Annotated in this window: 20 protein-coding genes and 1 pseudogene; 17 read left to right on the top strand and 4 right to left on the bottom strand. The window is 71.3% G+C overall.

The genetic code is table 11. From position 1 onward, the window contains the following. Nucleotides 1-57: 57 nt before the first annotated feature. The 9 genes and pseudogenes from ald to ACFUO4_RS43130 all read left to right on the top strand — a co-directional run. Nucleotides 58-1,173: an alanine dehydrogenase gene (ald, locus tag ACFUO4_RS43170; protein WP_079310592.1), complete on the top strand. Its 1,116-nt coding sequence runs from the start codon at nucleotides 58-60 to the stop codon at nucleotides 1,171-1,173. A gap of 412 nt (nucleotides 1,174-1,585) precedes the next feature. Then, nucleotides 1,586-2,722 carry a ParA family protein gene (locus tag ACFUO4_RS43165; protein WP_059196697.1) on the top strand — a complete coding sequence of 379 codons (1,137 nt, stop codon included), beginning with the start codon at nucleotides 1,586-1,588 and terminating at the stop codon, nucleotides 2,720-2,722. After that, a complete protein-coding gene (locus ACFUO4_RS43160) occupies nucleotides 2,707-3,282 on the top strand; it encodes a hypothetical protein (RefSeq protein WP_079310587.1) in 576 nt (191 codons plus the stop codon). The genes ACFUO4_RS43165 and ACFUO4_RS43160 overlap by 16 nt, the downstream gene beginning before the upstream one ends. Before the next feature lie 18 nt (nucleotides 3,283-3,300). Next, a complete protein-coding gene (locus ACFUO4_RS43155) occupies nucleotides 3,301-4,272 on the top strand; it encodes a segregation and condensation protein A (RefSeq protein WP_383496081.1) in 972 nt (323 codons plus the stop codon). Continuing rightward, a complete protein-coding gene (gene scpB, locus ACFUO4_RS43150; protein ID WP_383496078.1) occupies nucleotides 4,269-4,919 on the top strand; it encodes an SMC-Scp complex subunit ScpB in 651 nt (216 codons plus the stop codon). Before ACFUO4_RS43155 ends, scpB begins: the two co-directional genes overlap by 4 nt. Nucleotides 4,920-4,930: 11 nt before the next feature. After that, nucleotides 4,931-6,049, top strand: coding sequence for a pseudouridine synthase (locus ACFUO4_RS43145; RefSeq protein ID WP_383496075.1), 1,119 nt, complete (start codon nucleotides 4,931-4,933; stop codon nucleotides 6,047-6,049). A 77-nt stretch (nucleotides 6,050-6,126) separates the two neighbouring features. Beyond that, nucleotides 6,127-7,086, top strand: coding sequence for a sigma-70 family RNA polymerase sigma factor (locus ACFUO4_RS43140; protein ID WP_383496072.1), 960 nt, complete (start codon nucleotides 6,127-6,129; stop codon nucleotides 7,084-7,086). Further along, nucleotides 7,083-7,628: a TIGR03086 family metal-binding protein gene (locus ACFUO4_RS43135; RefSeq protein WP_383496069.1), complete on the top strand. Its 546-nt coding sequence runs from the start codon at nucleotides 7,083-7,085 to the stop codon at nucleotides 7,626-7,628. The genes ACFUO4_RS43140 and ACFUO4_RS43135 overlap by 4 nt, the downstream gene beginning before the upstream one ends. Before the next feature lie 44 nt (nucleotides 7,629-7,672). Further along, nucleotides 7,673-9,076, top strand: a pseudogene (locus ACFUO4_RS43130) (DHA2 family efflux MFS transporter permease subunit); the annotation flags it as partial. Here ACFUO4_RS43130 and ACFUO4_RS43125 read toward each other — a convergent pair. Continuing rightward, complete coding sequence (locus tag ACFUO4_RS43125; protein ID WP_383496134.1) at nucleotides 9,043-10,035, bottom strand: DUF72 domain-containing protein; 993 nt, start codon at nucleotides 10,033-10,035, stop codon at nucleotides 9,043-9,045. The pseudogene ACFUO4_RS43130 and the gene ACFUO4_RS43125 overlap by 34 nt on opposite strands. 81 nt (nucleotides 10,036-10,116) lie before the next feature. On the opposite strand from ACFUO4_RS43125, the gene ACFUO4_RS43120 reads away from it, so the two are divergent. Beyond that, nucleotides 10,117-10,836: an NUDIX domain-containing protein gene (locus ACFUO4_RS43120; protein ID WP_383496131.1), complete on the top strand. Its 720-nt coding sequence runs from the start codon at nucleotides 10,117-10,119 to the stop codon at nucleotides 10,834-10,836. Beyond that, on the top strand, nucleotides 10,833-11,852 hold the full coding sequence (locus ACFUO4_RS43115; RefSeq protein WP_383496065.1) for an ADP-ribosylglycohydrolase family protein: 1,020 nt from the start codon (nucleotides 10,833-10,835) through the stop codon (nucleotides 11,850-11,852). Before ACFUO4_RS43120 ends, ACFUO4_RS43115 begins: the two co-directional genes overlap by 4 nt. A gap of 4 nt (nucleotides 11,853-11,856) precedes the next feature. On the opposite strand, the gene ACFUO4_RS43110 is transcribed toward ACFUO4_RS43115, so the two are convergent. From ACFUO4_RS43110 to ACFUO4_RS43100, 3 genes are read right to left on the bottom strand one after another with little or no spacing between them, the layout of a single operon-like run. Then, complete coding sequence (locus tag ACFUO4_RS43110) at nucleotides 11,857-12,270, bottom strand: Rieske (2Fe-2S) protein (protein ID WP_079310581.1); 414 nt, start codon at nucleotides 12,268-12,270, stop codon at nucleotides 11,857-11,859. Beyond that, a complete protein-coding gene (locus ACFUO4_RS43105; RefSeq protein ID WP_383496062.1) occupies nucleotides 12,267-12,851 on the bottom strand; it encodes a DUF6529 family protein in 585 nt (194 codons plus the stop codon). The genes ACFUO4_RS43110 and ACFUO4_RS43105 overlap by 4 nt, the downstream gene beginning before the upstream one ends. Before the next feature lie 31 nt (nucleotides 12,852-12,882). Beyond that, nucleotides 12,883-13,539, bottom strand: a complete 657-nt coding sequence (locus tag ACFUO4_RS43100) for a hypothetical protein (protein WP_079310580.1) — start codon at nucleotides 13,537-13,539, stop codon at nucleotides 12,883-12,885. A 153-nt stretch (nucleotides 13,540-13,692) separates the two neighbouring features. Here ACFUO4_RS43100 and ACFUO4_RS43095 point away from each other — a divergent pair, with 153 nt between their 5' ends. The 6 genes from ACFUO4_RS43095 to der all read left to right on the top strand — a co-directional run bounded on the left by ACFUO4_RS43095 (nucleotide 13,693) and on the right by der (nucleotide 18,739). Then, nucleotides 13,693-14,097, top strand: coding sequence for a YidB family protein (locus ACFUO4_RS43095; RefSeq protein ID WP_079310579.1), 405 nt, complete (start codon nucleotides 13,693-13,695; stop codon nucleotides 14,095-14,097). Nucleotides 14,098-14,198: 101 nt separating this feature from the next. Further along, a complete protein-coding gene (gene aroH, locus ACFUO4_RS43090) occupies nucleotides 14,199-14,567 on the top strand; it encodes a chorismate mutase (protein WP_079310578.1) in 369 nt (122 codons plus the stop codon). Next, complete coding sequence (locus tag ACFUO4_RS43085; protein WP_383496058.1) at nucleotides 14,564-15,649, top strand: prephenate dehydrogenase; 1,086 nt, start codon at nucleotides 14,564-14,566, stop codon at nucleotides 15,647-15,649. The genes aroH and ACFUO4_RS43085 overlap by 4 nt, the downstream gene beginning before the upstream one ends. A gap of 202 nt (nucleotides 15,650-15,851) precedes the next feature. Further along, on the top strand, nucleotides 15,852-16,538 hold the full coding sequence (gene cmk / locus ACFUO4_RS43080) for a (d)CMP kinase (protein ID WP_383496055.1): 687 nt from the start codon (nucleotides 15,852-15,854) through the stop codon (nucleotides 16,536-16,538). Next, the gene (locus ACFUO4_RS43075; RefSeq protein ID WP_383496052.1) at nucleotides 16,496-17,179 is read left to right on the top strand and encodes a lysophospholipid acyltransferase family protein; all 684 of its coding nucleotides are present in this window, start codon (nucleotides 16,496-16,498) and stop codon (nucleotides 17,177-17,179) included. The genes cmk and ACFUO4_RS43075 overlap by 43 nt, the downstream gene beginning before the upstream one ends. A gap of 81 nt (nucleotides 17,180-17,260) precedes the next feature. Next, the gene (gene der, locus ACFUO4_RS43070) at nucleotides 17,261-18,739 is read left to right on the top strand and encodes a ribosome biogenesis GTPase Der (RefSeq protein ID WP_079310575.1); all 1,479 of its coding nucleotides are present in this window, start codon (nucleotides 17,261-17,263) and stop codon (nucleotides 18,737-18,739) included. Nucleotides 18,740-18,793 lie beyond the last annotated feature (54 nt).

Below are 18,793 nucleotides of genomic sequence, written 5' to 3'. Positions count from 1 at the left end.
ATGCCCGGGTATGTGTTGTATTGCCCCACATCCACTGAGCCAAGGACCGTGATCCACGTGAAGGTCGGCATCCCCCGCGAGGTCAAGAACAACGAGTTCCGGGTGGCCATCACCCCGTCCGGCGTGCACGAGCTGGTGCGCCACGGCCACCAGGTCGTCATCGAGCAGGGCGCCGGAGTCGGCTCGTCGATCCCGGACGAGGAGTACATCGCCGCCGGCGCCACGATCCTCGGCACCGCCGACGAGGTGTGGGCCACCGCCGACCTGCTGCTGAAGGTCAAGGAGCCCATCGCCGAGGAGTACCACCGCCTCCGCAAGGACCAGACGCTCTTCACCTACCTGCACCTGGCCGCCTCCAAGGAGTGCACGGACGCGCTCATCGAGTCCGGCACCACCGCCATCGCCTACGAGACCGTCGAGCTGCCGAACCGCGCCCTGCCGCTGCTCGCCCCGATGTCCGAGGTCGCGGGCCGGCTGGCCCCGCAGGTCGGCGCCTACCACCTGATGCGCTCGGTCGGCGGCCGCGGCGTGCTCCCCGGCGGCGTCCCCGGCACCCAGCCGGCGCGTGCCGTCGTCATCGGCGGCGGCGTCTCCGGCTGGAACGCCACCCAGATCGCCGTCGGCATGGGCTTCCACGTCACGCTGCTCGACCGCGACATCAACAAGCTCCGCGAGGCCGACAAGGTCTTCGGCACCAAGGTCCGGGCGATCATGTCCAACTCCTTCGAGCTGGAGAAGGCCGTCCTCGACGCCGACCTCGTCATCGGCGCGGTGCTCATCCCGGGCGCCAAGGCCCCGAAGCTGGTCACCAACGAGCTCGTGGCCCGGATGAAGCCCGGAAGTGTCCTTGTCGACATCGCGATCGACCAGGGCGGCTGCTTCGAGGACTCCCACCCGACCACGCACGCCGAGCCGACCTTCCAGGTCCACAACTCGGTCTTCTACTGCGTCGCCAACATGCCCGGCGCGGTGCCCAACACCTCCACCTACGCGCTCACCAACGCGACGCTGCCCTACATCGTCGAACTCGCCAACCGCGGCTGGGTGGAGGCGCTGCGCCGCGACCCCGCGCTCGCCAAGGGCCTCAACACCCATGAGGGCAAGGTCGTTTACCGCGAGGTCGCCGAGGCGCACGGCCTGGAGCACGTGGAGCTCGAGACGCTGCTCGGCTGAGCCGCCGGCCTCGACGAACGGCTAAGTCACCTTTTCATAAAGGCGATACGTCAACATGGCGCGTCAACGACGCGCACCCGGCCGGACCTTGCCCGACAAGGTCCGGCCGGATGTGTGTATGGTCACTTTGCGGCGCTCGGTCAACTCGCCTCGAACGTAACTCTTTGGTCGATTCGCACACCGGTGAAACCTGCTGTGCGACGGCCGTACGCCCTTGACAGAGGGATGTTTCATTGTCGACACATCGAGCCGGGTCCGGCGGATTGTGTTGCTGCGGACGCCCGACACGCCATAGAGTCGCCGACTGTCGGCATGGTGCAACGCTGACCTGTCTAGAAGTTTCCTGGTCACCAAGGAGGTAAGACGACTTGTGAATGAGTCGACATTTACTCCCGGGGGTGGTCAACCAGGAATGCCGGTACGGGACCAGGGTCCCGCGGGGTTCGAGGCTGTCGGCTCCGTGGCGGTGCGCACCTTCGCAGCCCACCAGAGTCACCAGACGACAGGGACGACTCTGTCAGCACACCAGAGCATGGATGGCCATCACGTGAACGCCATGGCCGGCGACGGAAGTGGCGCGCCCCACAACCACTTCGCCGACTACGACGAACTGCCCGAGGGGCACTTCTACGACCCCGACGCCGAGTACGAGCCGGACCCCGAGTACGCGGCCACGCTCGCTCCCGACGCTGCCCGTCAGCGCCGCGAGCGCATCGGCCCGACCGGTCGCCCGCTGCCGTACTTCCCGATCCCGGGCCCGCTGACCGACCACGGCCCCGCGAAGATCATCGCGATGTGCAACCAGAAGGGCGGCGTCGGCAAGACCACGTCGACCATCAACCTGGGTGCCGCGCTCGCGGAGTACGGACGCCGGGTGCTGCTCGTGGACTTCGACCCGCAGGGCGCGCTGTCGGTGGGTCTCGGTGTCAACCCGATGGAGCTCGACCTCACCGTCTACAACCTGCTCATGGAGCGGGGCATGGCGGCCGACGAGGTCCTGCTCAAGACCGCGGTCCCCAACATGGACCTGCTGCCGAGCAACATCGACCTGTCGGCGGCGGAGGTCCAGCTGGTCTCCGAGGTCGCCCGCGAGTCGACGCTCCAGCGGGCCCTGAAGCCGCTCATGGCCGACTACGACTACATCGTGATCGACTGCCAGCCCTCCCTCGGTCTGCTGACCGTGAACGCGCTGACGGCCGCGCACAAGGTGATAGTGCCCCTGGAGTGTGAGTTCTTCGCCCTCCGCGGTGTCGCCCTGCTGACGGAGACCATCGAGAAGGTCCAGGAGCGGCTCAACCCGGAGCTGGAGCTCGACGGCATCCTCGCCACGATGTACGACTCGCGCACGGTGCACAGCCGAGAGGTCCTGGCCCGCGTGGTCGAGGCGTTCGACGACCACGTCTACCACACGGTCATCGGGCGCACGGTCCGCTTCCCGGAGACCACGGTCGCCGGTGAGCCGATCACCACGTACGCCTCCAACTCCGTCGGTGCCGCCGCCTACCGCCAGCTCGCCAGGGAGGTGCTCGCCCGGTGTCACGCCGAGTGAGTCTGCCGGGGGCCGACGAACTCTTCCGTACGACAGGGGGAATGGCGCTCCAGCCGTCCACTCCGCGGCGGGGGGCCAACGGCGATGCCCGGGTGCCCGCTCCCGCCGGGGAGAGCGACACAGTGGCGGCGGAGGACGCACCGCAGTCCGTGCCCGCACAGGGCGGGGACGGCGACGGGGCGGAGCACGTGGCCACGGAGCCGGCCGAGGCGGGCGAGTCCCGCAGCCGGGGCACCGCGGCGGAGCGCTCCACGCGACGTCAGGACGCGCAGGAAGGTTCTGCCGCGGCCTCCGCCGCACCGCGCAAGCAGCGGGGCGGCGGCAGCAGGGCGGCCGCGCGCCGGCCCAGCGGCCGGGAGCGGCACGACGAGAAGATCACCGTGTACGTCTCCGCCGAGGAGCTCATGGATCTGGAGCACGCGCGTCTGGTGCTCCGCGGCGAGCACGGGCTGGCCGTCGACCGCGGGCGGATCGTCCGCGAGGCGGTGGCCGTGGTGCTGGCCGATCTGGAGTCCCGAGGGGACGCGAGCATCCTCGTACGACGGCTGCGCGGACGGTAGCGGTAGCCTGCGGGGGCCATGACCTCGAACGACGTCCCTGTCCCCGCCGCCGGCGCCGCTGCCGGCCGCCGGCGTGCGCTGGGACGGGGGCCGGGGGCGCCCGAGGCACCTGCTGAGGTGCCTGAGGTACCTGTGCCCGAGGTGCCTGAGGAGGTGCCCGAGCCGGTCGCGGAAGAATCGGATGACGGCGTCTTCAAGGTCCGGCTCGCCAACTTCGAAGGCCCCTTCGACCTGCTCCTCCAGCTGATCTCCAAGCACAAGCTGGACGTCACCGAGGTCGCGCTGTCGAAGGTCACCGACGAGTTCATGGCGCACATCCGGGCGATGGGCCCGGACTGGGACCTGGACCAGACGACCGAGTTCCTGGTCGTCGCCGCGACCCTGCTGGACCTGAAGGCCGCCCGGCTGCTGCCCGCCGCCGAGGTCGAGGACGAGGCCGACCTGGCGCTCCTCGAAGCCCGTGACCTGCTGTTCGCGAGGCTCCTCCAGTACCGCGCGTACAAACAGATCGCGGACATCTTCAACCAGCGCCTCGACGAGGAGGCCCGCCGCTACCCCCGTACCGTCGGCCTGGAACCGCACCACGCGGAGCTGCTGCCCGAGGTCGTCATCAGCATCGGCGCGGAGGGGTTCGCGAAGCTCGCCGTGAAGGCGATGCAGCCCAAGCCCAAGCCGCAGGTGTACGTCGACCACATCCACGCCCCGCTGGTCAGCGTGCAGGAGCAGGCCGGGATCGTCGTCGCCCGCCTCAAGGAACTCGGCGAGGCCAGCTTCCGCGCGCTCGTCGAGGACACCGACGACACCCTCACCGTCGTAGCGCGGTTCCTGGCCCTGCTCGAGCTGTACCGGGAGAAGGCCGTCGCCCTCGACCAGGAGACCGCCCTCGGGGACCTGATCGTGCGGTGGACCGGCGGCGAGGGGGACGAGACGCCGACGGTGACCGACGAGTTCGACCGACCGCCCGAGCCGCCCAAGGAGGACAAGGCGTGAGCGAGGAGACCACCGACGTGCCGGCCGGGCTGCACACCGTCGCCGACCTCGAACTCAAGCCCGCTCTGGAGGCCGTCCTCATGGTCGTGGACGAGCCCGCCACCGAGGAGCACCTGGCGAAGATCCTCCAGCGGCCCAAGCGGCAGATCGGCGACGCGCTGCGGGAGCTGGCCGACGAGTACACCGTGCAGGGGCGCGGCTTCGAGCTGCGGCTCATCGCCGGCGGCTGGCGTTTCTACTCCCGGCCCGAGTTCGCGGCGGCCGTCGAGGGCTTCGTCCTGGACGGGCAGCAGGCCCGGCTCACCCAGGCGGCGCTGGAGACGCTGGCGGTCGTCGCCTACCGCCAGCCGGTCAGCCGCAGCAGGGTCTCCGCGGTGCGCGGAGTGAACTGCGACGGTGTGATGCGCACCCTTCTACAGCGGGGTCTGGTCCAGGAGGCGGGCACGGAACCCGAAACAGGTGCGATCCTGTACACGACGACGAACTACTTTCTGGAGCGGATGGGCCTGCGCGGCCTGGACGAGCTCCCGGAGCTCGCGCCCTTCCTCCCGGAGGCGGAGGCGATCGAGGCCGAGACACTGGAAGGGGTTCCGTCGTTCGATCCGGACGCTCCTGACGCGCCGGACGGCCAGGACGCAGACGACTAGACGGAACTTTGATGCGAAGCAGCAGCGGCAGGAACAGCAGCGGAAACAACGGCGGGAGCCGTGGTGGCAACAGCGGCGGCCGCGGCGGGAACAGCGGTGGCCGCGGTAACTACCGCGGTGCCGGCAACTCCCGTGACGACAAGCAGGGCGGCCGGCCGAAGAAGCCGCGCCCCGAGGAGCGCCAGTACGACGTGGGCCCCGGCGCCTCGCCGCAGGGTCCGAAGTCCGGGCGCGGCGCTTCGGCACGCGGCGGCGCCAAGGGCGGACCCAAGCAGGGTGGCACCGGGCGCGGCCGCTGGGTGCCGGCGACCTCCCGTGAGTACGAGGCGCGGGCCGAGGAGCGCAACCGGGAGCGGTACGCGGGCAAGAAGGACGTGAAGCTCCCCAAGACCTTCCCGGGCGCCGAGCAGGAGGGCGAGCGGCTGCAGAAGGTCCTCGCGCGCGCGGGCTACGGCTCCCGGCGGGCCTGCGAGGAGCTCATCGAGCAGGCGCGGGTCGAGGTCAACGGTGAGATCGTGCTGGAGCAGGGCAAGCGCGTCGACCCGGAGAAGGACGAGGTCAAGGTCGACGGTCTGACCGTCGCGACCCAGTCGTACCAGTTCTTCTCGCTGAACAAGCCCGCCGGTGTCGTCTCCACGATGGAGGACACCGAGGGCCGCCAGTGCCTCGGCGACTACGTCACCAACCGGGAGACGCGGCTCTTCCACGTCGGCCGGCTGGACACCGAGACCGAGGGCGTCATCCTGCTCACCAACCACGGCGAGCTGGCGCACCGGCTGACCCACCCCAAGTACGGCGTGAAGAAGGTCTACCTCGCGCACATCGTGGGCCCGATCCCGCGCGACCTGGGCAAGCGGCTCAAGGACGGCATCCAGCTGGAGGACGGGTACGCGAAGGCGGACCACTTCCGGGTCGTCGAGCAGACCGGAAAGAACTACCTCGTCGAGGTCACCCTCCACGAGGGCCGCAAGCACATCGTGCGCCGGATGCTGGCCGAGGCCGGCTTCCCGGTCGACAAGCTGGTGCGCGTGGCCTTCGGCCCGATCACCCTGGGCGACCAGAAGTCGGGCTGGCTGCGCCGGCTGTCCAACACCGAGGTCGGCATGCTGATGAAGGAAGTCGACCTCTAGGCCGACATCCGCCCTCGGAGCCGATGCGTTTCCGCTCCCTCGCCGGTCTGTACTCATGACCGGCGAGAGGAGTGGCCATGGGAGCGACGACGGACCGCGACGAGTTCGTGCGGCTCACCGACCCGTACCGGCGCGAGCTGCTCGCGCACTGCTACCGGATGACGGGCTCGGCCGACGAGGCCGAGGACCTGGTGCAGGAGACCTATCTGCGGGCCTGGCGGTCCTACGACGGCTACGAGGGCCGGGCGTCCCTGCGCACCTGGCTGCACCGGATCGCCACCAACACGTGTCTGACGGCCCTGGAGGGCCGTACGCGGCGTCCGCTGCCCACGGGGCTCGGCGGCCCGTCAGAGGCGCCTGAGGAGCCGCTGAGGGCCCCCGCGACGGACGTCCCGTGGCTCCAGCCGCTGCCGGACGCGCTGCTCGACCCCGCGACGGTCGTGGCCGCGCGGGGCAGTCTGCGGCTCGCCCTGGTCGCCGCGCTCCAGCATCTGCCCGCGCGGCAGCGGGCCGTGCTGATCCTGCGGGACGTGCTCGCCTGGCGGGCGCCCGAGGTCGCGGCCCTCCTCGACACCTCCACCGCCGCCGTGAAGAGCAGCCTCCAGCGCGCGCGTGCCCACCTCGACGAGGTCGCGCCCGACGAGGACCTCGTCGTGGAACCCGACGGCGCCGCCGACCGCGAGGTGCTCGACCGGTACATAGCCGCCTTCGAGAACGCCGACATGGACGCCCTGCTCGCGCTGTTGCGGGACGGCGTCGAACTGGAGATGCCGCCCTACCTGGAGTGGTTCCGCGGCCAGAAGGACGTGCTGCGCTTCCTGGACGCACGCGCGCGTGCCAAGCGCGGGCTGCGGATGCTGCCCACGCGCGCGAACGGGCAGCCGGCGGCGGCGATGTACGAGCGGGGTGTCGACGGCGTCCTGCGTGCGCACTCCGTGCAAGTGCTCACCCGTCACGGCCGGGAGATCGGGCGTATGACGGTCTTCCTCGACCCCGCGCTGTTCGCCACGTTCGGTCTGCCGGAGGTGCTGTCGTGAACGTGGGGGAGCTGCTGGAGCGTTCGCTCGCCTATGCGCTCGGGAGCGTCGCCGGGGCGGAGTCCACGGGGCTCGGCCGCGGCACGCCGTGCGCCGAGTGGGACCTGGGGGAGCTGCTCGGCCATCTCGACGACTCCCTCGACGCGTTGTACGAGGGGTTGAGCGGCGGCCGGATCGGACTGCTGCCGCACGCCGACCGGGAGTGCGGCTTCCGCACGCGCGCGTGCGCCGTGCTCGGCGCCTGGGCGGCCGGCGCCGAGGGCGAGGTGCTGGTCGGCGAACGGCCGCTGGACGTACGGGTGATGGGCGCGGTCGGCGCCGTCGAGATCGCCGTGCACGGCTGGGACGTCGCCCAGGCGTGCGGCAGGGCCCGCCCGCTGCCGGTCGCCCTCGCGGCCGACCTGCTGCCCGTCGCGCGGTGCGTGGTCGCGGCGGAGGACCGGGGGGTGCGGTTCGGGGCGCCGGTCACGGTGGCGGCCTCCGCGCCGCCCGACGTGCGGCTGCTGGCCTTCCTGGGCCGCCGCGATTCCTTTCCGCGATGAGCCCGGTCTGCCTTCCGTGAACGACACTCACGGAAGGCACCACAATGACCGAAACAACCGAAACAACCGAAACAACCGAAACAACCGAAACAACCGAAACAACCGAAACAATCGAAACGGCCGAAGCGCTCGAAGTCCCCCTCCGGGAAACCCATGCCCCACCCGCACCACCCCACCGCGTCTGGACCGTCGCCCTCGCCGGGCTCGGTGCCCTGCTGTGCGCCCTCGACATCGTGGTCGTCGCCACCGCGCTGCCCGCGCTCCAGGCCGACTTCGGGGCGAGCCTGTCCCAGCTGGAATGGACGATCAACGCCTACAACCTCGTCTTCGCCTGCCTCACCCTGACCGGTGCCGCGCTCGGCGACCGGTTCGGGCGGCGGCGGATGTACGTGACCGGCCTGGCCGTCTTCACGCTGGCCTCGGCCGCCGCGGGCCTCGCCGGCGACTCCGGCCAGCTCATCGCCGCCCGGGTGGTGCAGGGCGCCGGCGCCGCCGTCCTCCTGCCCCTCACCCTCACCCTGATCAGCGAGGCGTTCCCGGCCGAGAAGCGGGGCGTGGCGATCGGCGTGTGGGGCGGGGTCACCGGGCTCGGCGTGGCCGCGGGGCCCGTGCTGGGCGGGGCCGTGACCGAAGGCCTGTCCTGGCAGTGGATCTTCTGGCTCAACGTGCCCCTCGGGCTGGCGATGCTGCCCCTGGCCGCCCGCAAACTCACCGAGAGTTTCGGGCCGCGCCCCCACCTCGACATCGTCGGCCTGGTGTTGGCCGCCGTCGGGCTGACCGGCCTCGCCTGGGCGCCGGTGCGGGCTCCCGAGGCGGGCTGGGGGAGTGCGGAGGTCCTCGCCACCCTGGCCGCCGGGATCGTCTTCGTGGCCGCCTTCCTGAGGTGGGAGCACAAGGGCGCCCGGTATCCGATGCTGAGCCTCGCCCACTTCAGGAACCGTCGGTTCTCCACGGCCAACGCGGCGGCCTTCCTGGGCTTCGCCTCGCTGATCGGCGCCCTGTTCATGATGACCCAGTTCTTCCAGACCGGGCTCGGCTACGACCCCTTGGAGTCCGGGGTGCGCATCCTCGTCTGGAACGCCACCCCGCTGCTGATCTCCCCGATCGCGGGCGCCCTCGCCGACCGGTACGGCACCCGGCCGTTCATGCTGGCCGGCCTGCTGCTCCAGGGCATCGGGCTCGCCCTGCTGGCCTGGCAGGTCGAACCCGGCGTCGGCTACGGCAGCCTCGTCGGCCCGTTGATCGTCGCGGGCGTCGGCATCTCCATGGTGTTCCCGAGCGTGGCCAACGCCGTGACCTCCGCCGTCCCCCTGGGCGACGCGGGTGTGGCGGCCGGTGTCAACAACGCGCTGCGCGAGCTCGGCGGGGTCTTCGGCGTCGCCGTGGCCGCGGCGGTCTTCACGACGTACGGCGGCTACGGCTCGCGGACCGACTTCCTCGACGGCTGCGGACCGGCGCTCTGGGCGGCGGCGGGCATCGCGGCGGTCGGTGCCGTCGTGGCGGTGTTCGCGCCGTCCCGGGCCGCCGCGGAGTGAGCCTCCCGTGCCGCCGGGACATGGGCGCCCTGTGCCAGCAGGCGCCGCATGGCCTCGGCGGCACGGACGGCCGCGGTGCCGCAGCAGTTGTTGAACAGCACGTGCAGCGCGTCGACCCGCCCGGCCAGGGAGCGCAACCGGGGCAGCCACTCGGCGAGTTCGGCCTCCTGGTACTCGTACCGGAACCGGTCCTCCTTGCTCCCCGTGCCCCAGGACGCGCTGCGGCCGTGGAAGCGGACCACGGACAGCCGCCGTGAGGTGACGGGAGCGACGGGCGGGATCGAGGAGGGGAGCGTCTGTGTCATGTCGACGGCCACCGCCGCCATGCCGTACCGGGCGAGCAGGGCGGCGGTCACGTCCGCCCACTCGCTGCGCCACCAGCCGGGGTGCCGGAACTCCACGGAGACGGGCCAGCCGGCGGTCCGCTCGGCGCACTCCCGCAGGAACGCCCCGGCCCGCCGCCCCGGACGGAACCAGGGCGGGAACTGGAACAGCACCGCGCCGAGCCGGCCGGCCGCCCGCAGCGGCTCGATCGCCTCGGTGAAGCGCGCCCACACCGCGTCGAGCACCGCCGGGTTCCCGGGGTCGGCGGGCAGCCCGTCCGGCATCACCGCACTCCGGGTCGGATGACCGGTGAGCAGCGAGAACGCCTTCACGTCGAAGACGAAGCCGGCCGGCGTCCGCTCCGCCCACAGGGCGCTGGTGCGGGCGTTCGGCAGCGCGTAGTAGGCCGAGTCGACCTCGACGACCGGGAACCGCTCGGCGTAGTGCCGCAGCCGCCCCTCGGCGTCCCGCCGTCCCGGCGGATACCAGCCGCTGCCGGTCAACGCCCGGTCGGTCCACGAACACGTGCCTACGAGGATCTCGCCCATGCGGATGCGGTTACCCGGGTTGTGCGAACTCACCCCGCCTCTTTATAGTCGTACTGACTATTAAAGGAGAGGGGGGTGAAGGTGGCCGAGTACGACAAGCACGCCTACGAACCCTTCGCCGTCACCGTCGACCTCGCCGTCCTCACCGTCCGCGCGGGGGCCCTGCACGTCCTGCTCGTCGAGCGCGGACAGGAGCCGTACGCCGGACATCTGGCGCTGCCCGGCGGCTTCGTGCAGCCGGCCGAGTCCGCGGAGACGGCCGCCCGGCGTGAACTCGCCGAGGAGACCGGCCTGGTCGACGTCTCCGGGCTGCACCTGGAGCAACTGCGCACCTACAGCGAGCCCGACCGCGACCCCCGGATGCGGGTCGTCTCCGTCGCCTTCGCCGCGCTGCTGCCCGACGCGCCCGAACCGCACGGCGGCAGCGACGCGGCCGACGCCCGCTGGGTGCCGTACGACAGCGCCCGGCCGCTCGCCTTCGACCACGACCGCATCCTCGCCGACGCCCATGAACGGGTCGGCGCCAAGCTGGAGTACAGCTGCCTCGCCACCGCCTTCTGCCCGGCCGAGTTCACCCTCGGCGAGCTCCAGCAGGTCTACGAGACGGTGTGGGGCACCACGCTCGACCGGCCCAACTTCCGCCGCAAGGTGCTCGCCACGCCCGGCTTCGTCGAACAGGTCCCCGGCGCCGCCCGGTTGACCGGCGGCCGCGGCAAACCGGCGGCTCTCTACCGCGCGGGACCGGCCACCGCCCTGCACCCGCCCCTCCTCCGACCGTCCCGGGAAGGACGCCCCGCATGACCGCCACCACCGTCAGGAAACGCGCCGCGACCGGCACGCTGATCGGGCTCGCCCTCGGGGACGCGCTCGGCTTCCCGACCGAGTTCAACGACGTCCCCTCGATCCTCGCCAAGTGCGGGCCGTGGCGGGAGATGCCGCTGCCGCAGCGGGCCTTCGTCTCCGACGACACCCAGATGACGCTCGCCCTCGGGCGCGGGTTGCGGACCGCCATGGACCGCGGGCTGCTCGGCCCGCTACGGCTGGAGCGGCCACTGCGCGAGGAGTTCGTGGACTGGTACCAGTCCCCGGAGAACAACCGGGCACCGGGGCGCACATGTCTGACCGCCTGCGAGATGCTGAAGGACCAGAGCCGGCTCTGGCAGGACGCCAGCCAGATCCATTCCAAGGGCTGCGGCGCCAACATGCGCGTCGCCCCCATCGGACTCGCCCCCGGACTGAGCGACGAACAGCGGTCCGGTGCCGCCCAGTTGCAGTCCGCGCTCACCCACGGGCACCCCACCGCGCTCGCCGCCTCCGACCTCACCGCGCACGCCGTACGGCTGCTCGCCCAGGGGGCCGAGCCGACCGGGCTGATCGGGCTGCTGCGGTCGTACGCCCTCGACAACCGCACCCGCTACCAGGAGCGTTGGCTCGGCGACCTGTGGACGCGGAGCCAGGACCCCACGCCCGAGCACTTCATCGCGCGCGGCTGGGACGAGTGCCTGGCGATCCTGGACCGGCTGCGGGACGCCGTCCGTACCGTCTCGCCGGAGACCGACCCCTGTCTGGCCACCGGCGCGGGCTGGATCGCCGAAGAGGCCCTGGCGACCGGGCTGTTGTGCTTCCTGCTCTTCGTCGACGAGCCGGTGACGGCGCTGCGGCGGGCCGCGTGCAGCTCCGGCGACTCCGACTCGATCGCCTGTCTGACGGGCGCGTTCGCGGGGGCGTACCACGGGGCCGACGCCTGGCCCGTGGAATGGGCGGACCGGATCGAGTACCAGAGCGAGCTGGTGACGCTCGGAGCCCTGTGGGACTAGGGGACTAGGCGAGCCGGATCGAGTCGCCCTCGACCGTGATCTTCTTCTCGGCCAGCGGCTGGGTCGCCGGTGGGTGGGCCACCGAGCCGTCCTTGATGCTGAACTTGCTGCCGTGGCAGTTGCAGTTGATGGTGCCGCCCGAGACGCTCGCCACCGGGCACTGCTGGTGGGTGCAGATGTTGGTGAAGGCCTTGAACTCGCCCTTCTCCGGCTGGGTGACGACGACCTTCTCGTCCTTGAAGATCTTGCCGCCGCCGACCGGGATGTCGCTCGTGCTCGCCAACTCGGTACCGGGGGAGGCCTCGACGGTGTCGGAGCCGGAGTCGTTCTCGTCGCCGTACTCACTGCACCCCACGGTGAACGCCGCCGCGCCCGTCGCGAGGAGCACCGAACGCCGCGTCGGGCCTTGCATCGTCATGTCGTCACTCCGAAAGTGCGGAAGAACCAGAGGGCGGAGGTCAGCCAGATGATCGTGAGCGCGGCGAAGACGAGCCCGCCGACGACCGGCAGCAGCCAGTTGGGAAGACGCTCCGAGCGGAGCAGGAGCATCTTGGCACTGAAGGCCCCGAAGAAGAAGCAACCCAGGAGGGAGTGCCAGAAAACGCGCGTTTCGTACGTCTGATAGCCCAGCGCGTAGAGGCAGTGCACCGCCACCGGCACCGCCACCAGGAAGGCCGCGCGGCCCGACCAGCGGTGCAGGGTGCCCGACCAGCTCGGGCCGGGCAGCCTGCCGTACAGCATCAGCGCCGAGGTGAGCTGGACCAGCGCGAAGAAGACCGCGACCGTCGCCAGCCAGGACTTCACGGCTCCCGTGCTGCTGAAGCCGGCGAGGTTGAAGGCGGTGCCCGCCGGGTCATGGACCTTGCCGTACACACCGAGGGCGACCGCCACCGCGGCGGCCACCAGGGCCGGGACCAGATAGCGGGCCGCGCTCGGCCGGTGGTGGTCGGGGGGCGGACTCGGGAATCCCTGCGTGGCGGCGTTCGGGTCGACGGTCATGGTCGGCTCCCAGAGGGTGTGAAGGCGGCGATCAGGGTGTGACGGGGCGGGCTGTGAGCTGCTCGCCGTCGACCGTCACCGCGCCCGTCGCGGGGTCGATCTCGGGTGCGGGGGAGGGCTTGCCGTTCCTGGTGAGGATGCCGACCTGGGTGCCGTCCTTCAGGACGATCCAGCCGCCGTCGAACTTCGCGCTCCGCACGGTCGCCGTCGCCCGGTACAGACCGGACGGCTTGATCGCCTTGTCCGCGGTGAACCTGTAGTGCCCGCCGCCGATGTCGACCGTGCCGCTGATCCGCTTGCCCTCCTTGAGCGTTCCGTTCAGCTCGGCGCCGTGCTTGCCGGTGAGCTTCATCGTGCCGTCGTCCTCGACGTCGCCCTTGAGCCACGACTCCTTGTCGTGGCCGTCGCAGAAGTACGCGATCGCCCGGCCGTCCCGCAGGGAAACGGCGACCGCCGAGGAGTCGTCGTCGGTGCGGCCGGCGTAATCGGCGTTCGGGATCGGCGACTTCGAAGGCGAGGGGGACGGAGAAGGAGACTGGGTCGTCGGCGGCGGTGAGGCCTTGGGGCTCGGTGACTCCTCCACGTACGACGACGTCTTCTTCTCGCCCGTCGTCGCGTTGAGCGACAGCATGAACAGGCCTACCAGCAGACCCGCGAGAAGAGTGAGCAGCGGTCCGGAACGCTTCATGAAAGGGGCCTCCCCCGAGGCGAGCTTCCTGTCATGAGAGCGGAACACCGGCCCCGAGTCCAGGGGCGCATCGGTGTGTTTTCTCCCCAAGTAGCGGAGCTGTGACATTCGGGTGACATTGTCAGGGTCCGCACTCCCGAAAGGCTTTTGATCATGGCGGGAAACGATCTCGGCGGCCTGCTGGGCACTCTGCTCGGCTCGGGCAGCAGCTCCGACGGGGGAAACATCCTGGGCGCGCTGCTCTCCGCCCTCGGCAAGCAGGGCGGCAACGGCGGCAACCCGCTGGGCGGGCTGCTCGACACCCTCGCCAAGTCCGGTCTCGCCGAGCAGAAGGAGTCCTGGCTCGGCAGCGGCGAGAACAAGTCGGTGACCGGCACCCAGATCCAGCAGGCGCTGCCCGACGACACCCTCCGGCAGGTGGCCGAGGAGGCCGGCGTCTCCCCGGACCAGGCCGCCGACGCGCTCGCCCGGGAACTGCCGCAGGCCGTCGACCGGCTGACCCCGAACGGCGAGGTGCCCGCCTCCCTGGAGGAGCTCATCAGTCAGCAGACCGTTTAGAGCACCGCGGGTGTCTCAGGGGGCGGGCGCCAGGCACCCGCCCCCCGCGGGCTGACTAGGCTGGATGTACCAATGGCCGTACATCAGCAAGGAGCATCGCCGTGGCGGTACGAGCGGTCCGGGGCGCCGTCCAGCTCGAACGGGACGAGGCCGGTCACATGGACGAGCAGGTCGGAGCCCTTCTCACCGCCGTCCTGGAGCGGAACGACCTCACTGCCGACGATCTGATCAGCGTCTGGTTCACGGCCACGCCGGACCTGCACAGCGACTTCCCGGCCGCCGCGGCCCGCAAGCTCGGCGCCGGATTCGCCGACGTACCGCTGATCTGCGCCCAGGAACTCGACATCGAGGGCGCCATGCCCCGTGTCGTACGGATCCTCGCGCACATAGAGTCCGACCGGCCCCGCGCCGAGATCAACCACGTCTACCTCGGTGCCGCCGCCGCTCTGCGCAAGGACATCGCCCAGTGAGAACCGCACTCGTCATCGGCACCGGACTCATCGGCACCTCCGCCGCGCTCGCGCTCGCCGGCCGGGGCGTCACCGTCCACCTCTCCGACCACGACCCCGAGCAGGCCCGTACCGCCGCCGCGCTCGGCGCCGGCACCGACGAGGCGCCCGAGGGGCCCGTCGACCTCGCGATCGTCGCCGCCCCGCCCGCCCATGTGGCCGGCGTGCTCGCGGACGCCATGGGGCGCGGCCTCGCCCGCGGCTACATCGACGTGGCCAGCGTCAAGGGCGGTCCGCGCCGCGAGCTGGAGGCGCTGGGCCTGGACCTCACGTCGTACATCGGCACGCACCCCATGTCCGGCCGGGAGAAGTCCGGCCCGCTGGCCGCGACCGGCGACCTCTTCGAGGGCCGCCCCTGGGTGCTGACCCCGACCCGCGACACCGACACCGAGGTGCTGAACCTCGCCCTGGAGCTGGTCTCGCACTGTCGTGCCGTGCCGGTGGTCATGGACGCCGACGCCCACGACCGCGCGGTGGCGCTGGTCTCCCACATGCCGCACCTCGTCTCCAACATGGTCGCCGCACGCCTGGAGAACGCCGAGGAGTCCGCCGTACGGCTGTGCGGGCAGGGCATCCGTGACGTGACCCGGATCGCCGCCTCCGAGCCCCGGATGTGGGTCGACATCCTGTCCGCCAACCCGGGGCCGGTCGCCGACCTGCTCTCCGACGTCGCCGCCGACCTGGAGGAGACGGTGCAGGCCCTGCGGGCACTGCAGTCCTCCGACGCGGCCAAGCGGGGCGCGGGCGCCGTCGGCATCGAGGACATCCTGCGGCGCGGGAAGGCCGGCCAGGTGCGGGTACCCGGCAAGCACGGCTCGGCGCCGCGCGCGTACGAGATCGTCGCCGTCCTCATCGACGACCAGCCCGGTCAGCTGGCCCGCATCTTCGCGGACGCGGGACGGGCCGGGGTCAACATCGAGGACGTCCGCATCGAGCACGCGACCGGGCAGCAGGCGGGCCTGGTGCAGCTGATGGTGGAGCCGCAGACGGCGCCGGTGCTCGCTGCGGCTCTGCGGGAGCGAGGGTGGGCGCTGCGGCAGTAGGCACCCGGCGTCGGGGCAGCCCTCCCCGGAGGCTGCCGCCCCCAGACTCCTGCTACGGCCGAAAGGCCTCGTCCTGAAACGCCGGACGGGCTGGATGGTGCCGACCGGCGCTGAAGAGGCACCCATCTGGAGCCAGTAACCTTGTGCGGGGCACGTTCGCGCCCCGCAACCCCACCACACCGCACCAGGAAGGTGTCCCCCCGTGGAAAACGGCGCCGCCCAGCCCGTGATCGTCGCCATCGACGGTCCCTCCGGCACCGGCAAGTCGAGCACGTCGAAGGCCGTCGCCGCGCAGCTCGGTCTGAGCTACCTGGACACCGGCGCCCAGTACCGCGCGATCACGTGGTGGATGGTGACCAACGGGATCGACATCGAGGACCCGTCCGCGATCGCCGCCGTGGCGGGCAAGCCCGAGATCGTCTCCGGCACCGACCCGGCGGGTCCGACGATCACCGTCGACGGCACGGACGTCGCCGGTCCGATCCGCACCCAGGAGGTCACCTCCCAGGTCAGCGCGGTCAGCGCGGTGCCGGAGGTGCGGGCCAGGATCACCGAGCTGCAGCGCTCGATCGCCGCCGGCGCGGAGCGGGGCATCGTCGTCGAGGGCCGGGACATCGGCACCACCGTGCTGCCCGACGCCGACCTCAAGATCTTCCTCACCGCCTCGCCGGAGGCGCGTGCCGCCCGCCGCAGCGGTGAGCTGAAGGGCGCCGACGTCAACGCCACCCGCGAGGCCCTGGTCAAGCGGGACGCGGCGGACTCCAGCCGGAAGACCTCGCCGCTCGCCAAGGCGGACGACGCGGTCGAGGTGGACACCACCGAGCTCACGCTGTCGCAGGTCATCGAGTGCGTCGTCACCCTCGTCGAGGAGAAGCGGGCCGGGAAGTGACCGCACCTTCACTCCGCGGCGCCGAGGTCGGGCGCCGCATCGGCGTCGGCCTGATGTACGGGCTGTGGAAGCCGCGCGTGCTCGGCGCCTGGAAGGTGCCCGCGTCCGGCCCGGTGATCTTCGCCGTCAACCACTCCCACAACATCGACGGCCCGATGGTCATGGGCGTCGCACCCCGGCCGACCCACTTCCTGATCAAGAAGGAAGCCTTCGTCGGCCCGCTGGACCCGTTCCTGCTCGGCATCGGCCAGGTCAAGGTCGACCGCTCGGGCGCCGACCGCACGGCCATCACCCAGGCCCTGGACGTGCTGTCCGCCGGGGGAGTCCTCGGCATCTTCCCGGAGGGCACCCGCGGCGAGGGCGACTTCGCGGCGCTGCGCGCCGGGCTCGCGTACTTCGCGGTCCGCAGCGGCGCCCCGATCGTCCCGGTCGCCGTACTGGGAAGTTCCGACAAGCGCGGACGGTTGATAAAGGGGCTGCCCCCGCTGCGCAGCCGCGTCGACGTGGTCTTCGGTGACCCGTTCGAGGCGGGCGACGGCTCCGGGCGGCGCACCCGCAAGGCCCTCGACGAGGCGACCGAACGCATCCAGAAGCAGCTCACCGCGCACCTGGAAAACGCCAGGCGGTCAACCGGCCGTTAGGCGACACTGAGTAGTGGATCAAACCGACAGAAACCGGCTGGTCCACCGATCACCACGAATGAACGACGAGGTACCGACTTCATGAACGACCACATCCACTCCGACGGCTCGGGCGAGCAGCACGACCACGGAGCGCTTGGCGACGCCGAGTACGCGGAGTTCATGGAGCTCGCCGCGGAAGAGGGCTTCGATCTCGAGGACGTCGAGGGCGCGATCGAGGAGGCCGGTCACGGCCCGCTGCCCGTCCTCGCCGTCGTCGGCCGGCCGAACGTCGGCAAGTCGACGCTGGTGAACCGCATCATCGGCCGCCGTGAGGCCGTCGTCGAGGACAAGCCGGGCGTCACCCGCGACCGCGTGACCTACGAGGCCGAGTGGGCGGGCCGCCGCTTCAAGGTCGTCGACACCGGCGGCTGGGAGCAGGACGTCCTCGGCATCGACGCCTCCGTCGCCGCCCAGGCCGAGTACGCGATCGAGGCGGCCGACGCGGTCGTCTTCGTCGTCGACGCCAAGGTGGGCGCGACCGACACCGACGAGGCGGTCGTACGACTGCTGCGCAAGGCCGGCAAGCCCGTGGTGCTCGCCGCCAACAAGGTCGACGGGCAGAGCGGCGAGTCCGACGCGGCCTACCTGTGGTCCCTCGGCCTCGGCGAGCCCCACCCCATCTCCGCGCTGCACGGCCGCGGTACCGGCGACATGCTGGACGCCGTCCTGGAGGCCCTGCCGGAGGCCCCCGAGCAGACCTTCGGCACCGCGGTCGGCGGCCCCCGCCGCATCGCCCTCATCGGCCGCCCGAACGTCGGCAAGTCCTCGCTGCTGAACAAGGTCGCCAACGAGGAGCGCGTCGTCGTCAACGAACTCGCGGGCACCACCCGTGACCCGGTCGACGAGCTGATCGAACTCGGCGGCGTCACCTGGAAGTTCGTCGACACCGCCGGCATCCGCAAGCGGGTCCACCTCCAGCAGGGCGCCGACTACTACGCCTCGCTGCGCACCGCGGCCGCCGTCGAGAAGGCCGAGGTGGCGGTCATCCTGATCGACGCCTCCGAGAACATCTCCGTCCAGGACCAGCGCATCGTCACCATGGCGGTCGACGCGGGCCGCGCGATCGTCCTCGCCTACAACAAGTGGGACACCCTCGACGAGGAACGCCGCTACTACCTGGAGCGGGAGATCGAGACCGAGCTCGGCCAGGTCGCCTGGGCGCCGCGGGTCAACGTCTCGGCGCGCACCGGCCGGCACATGGAGAAGCTGGTCCCGGCGATCGAGACGGCGCTGGCGGGCTGGGAGACGCGCGTCCCGACCGGTCGGCTGAACGCCTTCCTCGGTGAGCTGGTCGCGGCCCACCCGCACCCGATCCGTGGCGGCAAGCAGCCCCGCATCCTCTTCGGCACCCAGGCCGGCACCAAGCCGCCGCGGTTCGTGCTCTTCGCCTCCGGCTTCATCGAGGCCGGCTACCGCCGCTTCATCGAGCGTCGCCTGCGCGAGGAGTTCGGCTTCGAGGGCACCCCGATCCATATCTCGGTGCGGGTGCGCGAGAAGCGCGGCGCGAAGAAGAAGTAGGCGCGGCAGGCGTACGGCATGCCGAAGGGCGGCCCCCGTGGAGACGGGGGCCGC

This window comes from Streptomyces sp. NPDC057280 (assembly GCF_042668605.1).
Lineage (GTDB): Bacteria > Actinomycetota > Actinomycetes > Streptomycetales > Streptomycetaceae > Streptomyces.
The sequence above is the reverse complement of the archived record's forward strand: the minus strand, read 5'-3'. Positions and strand labels throughout refer to the sequence as shown.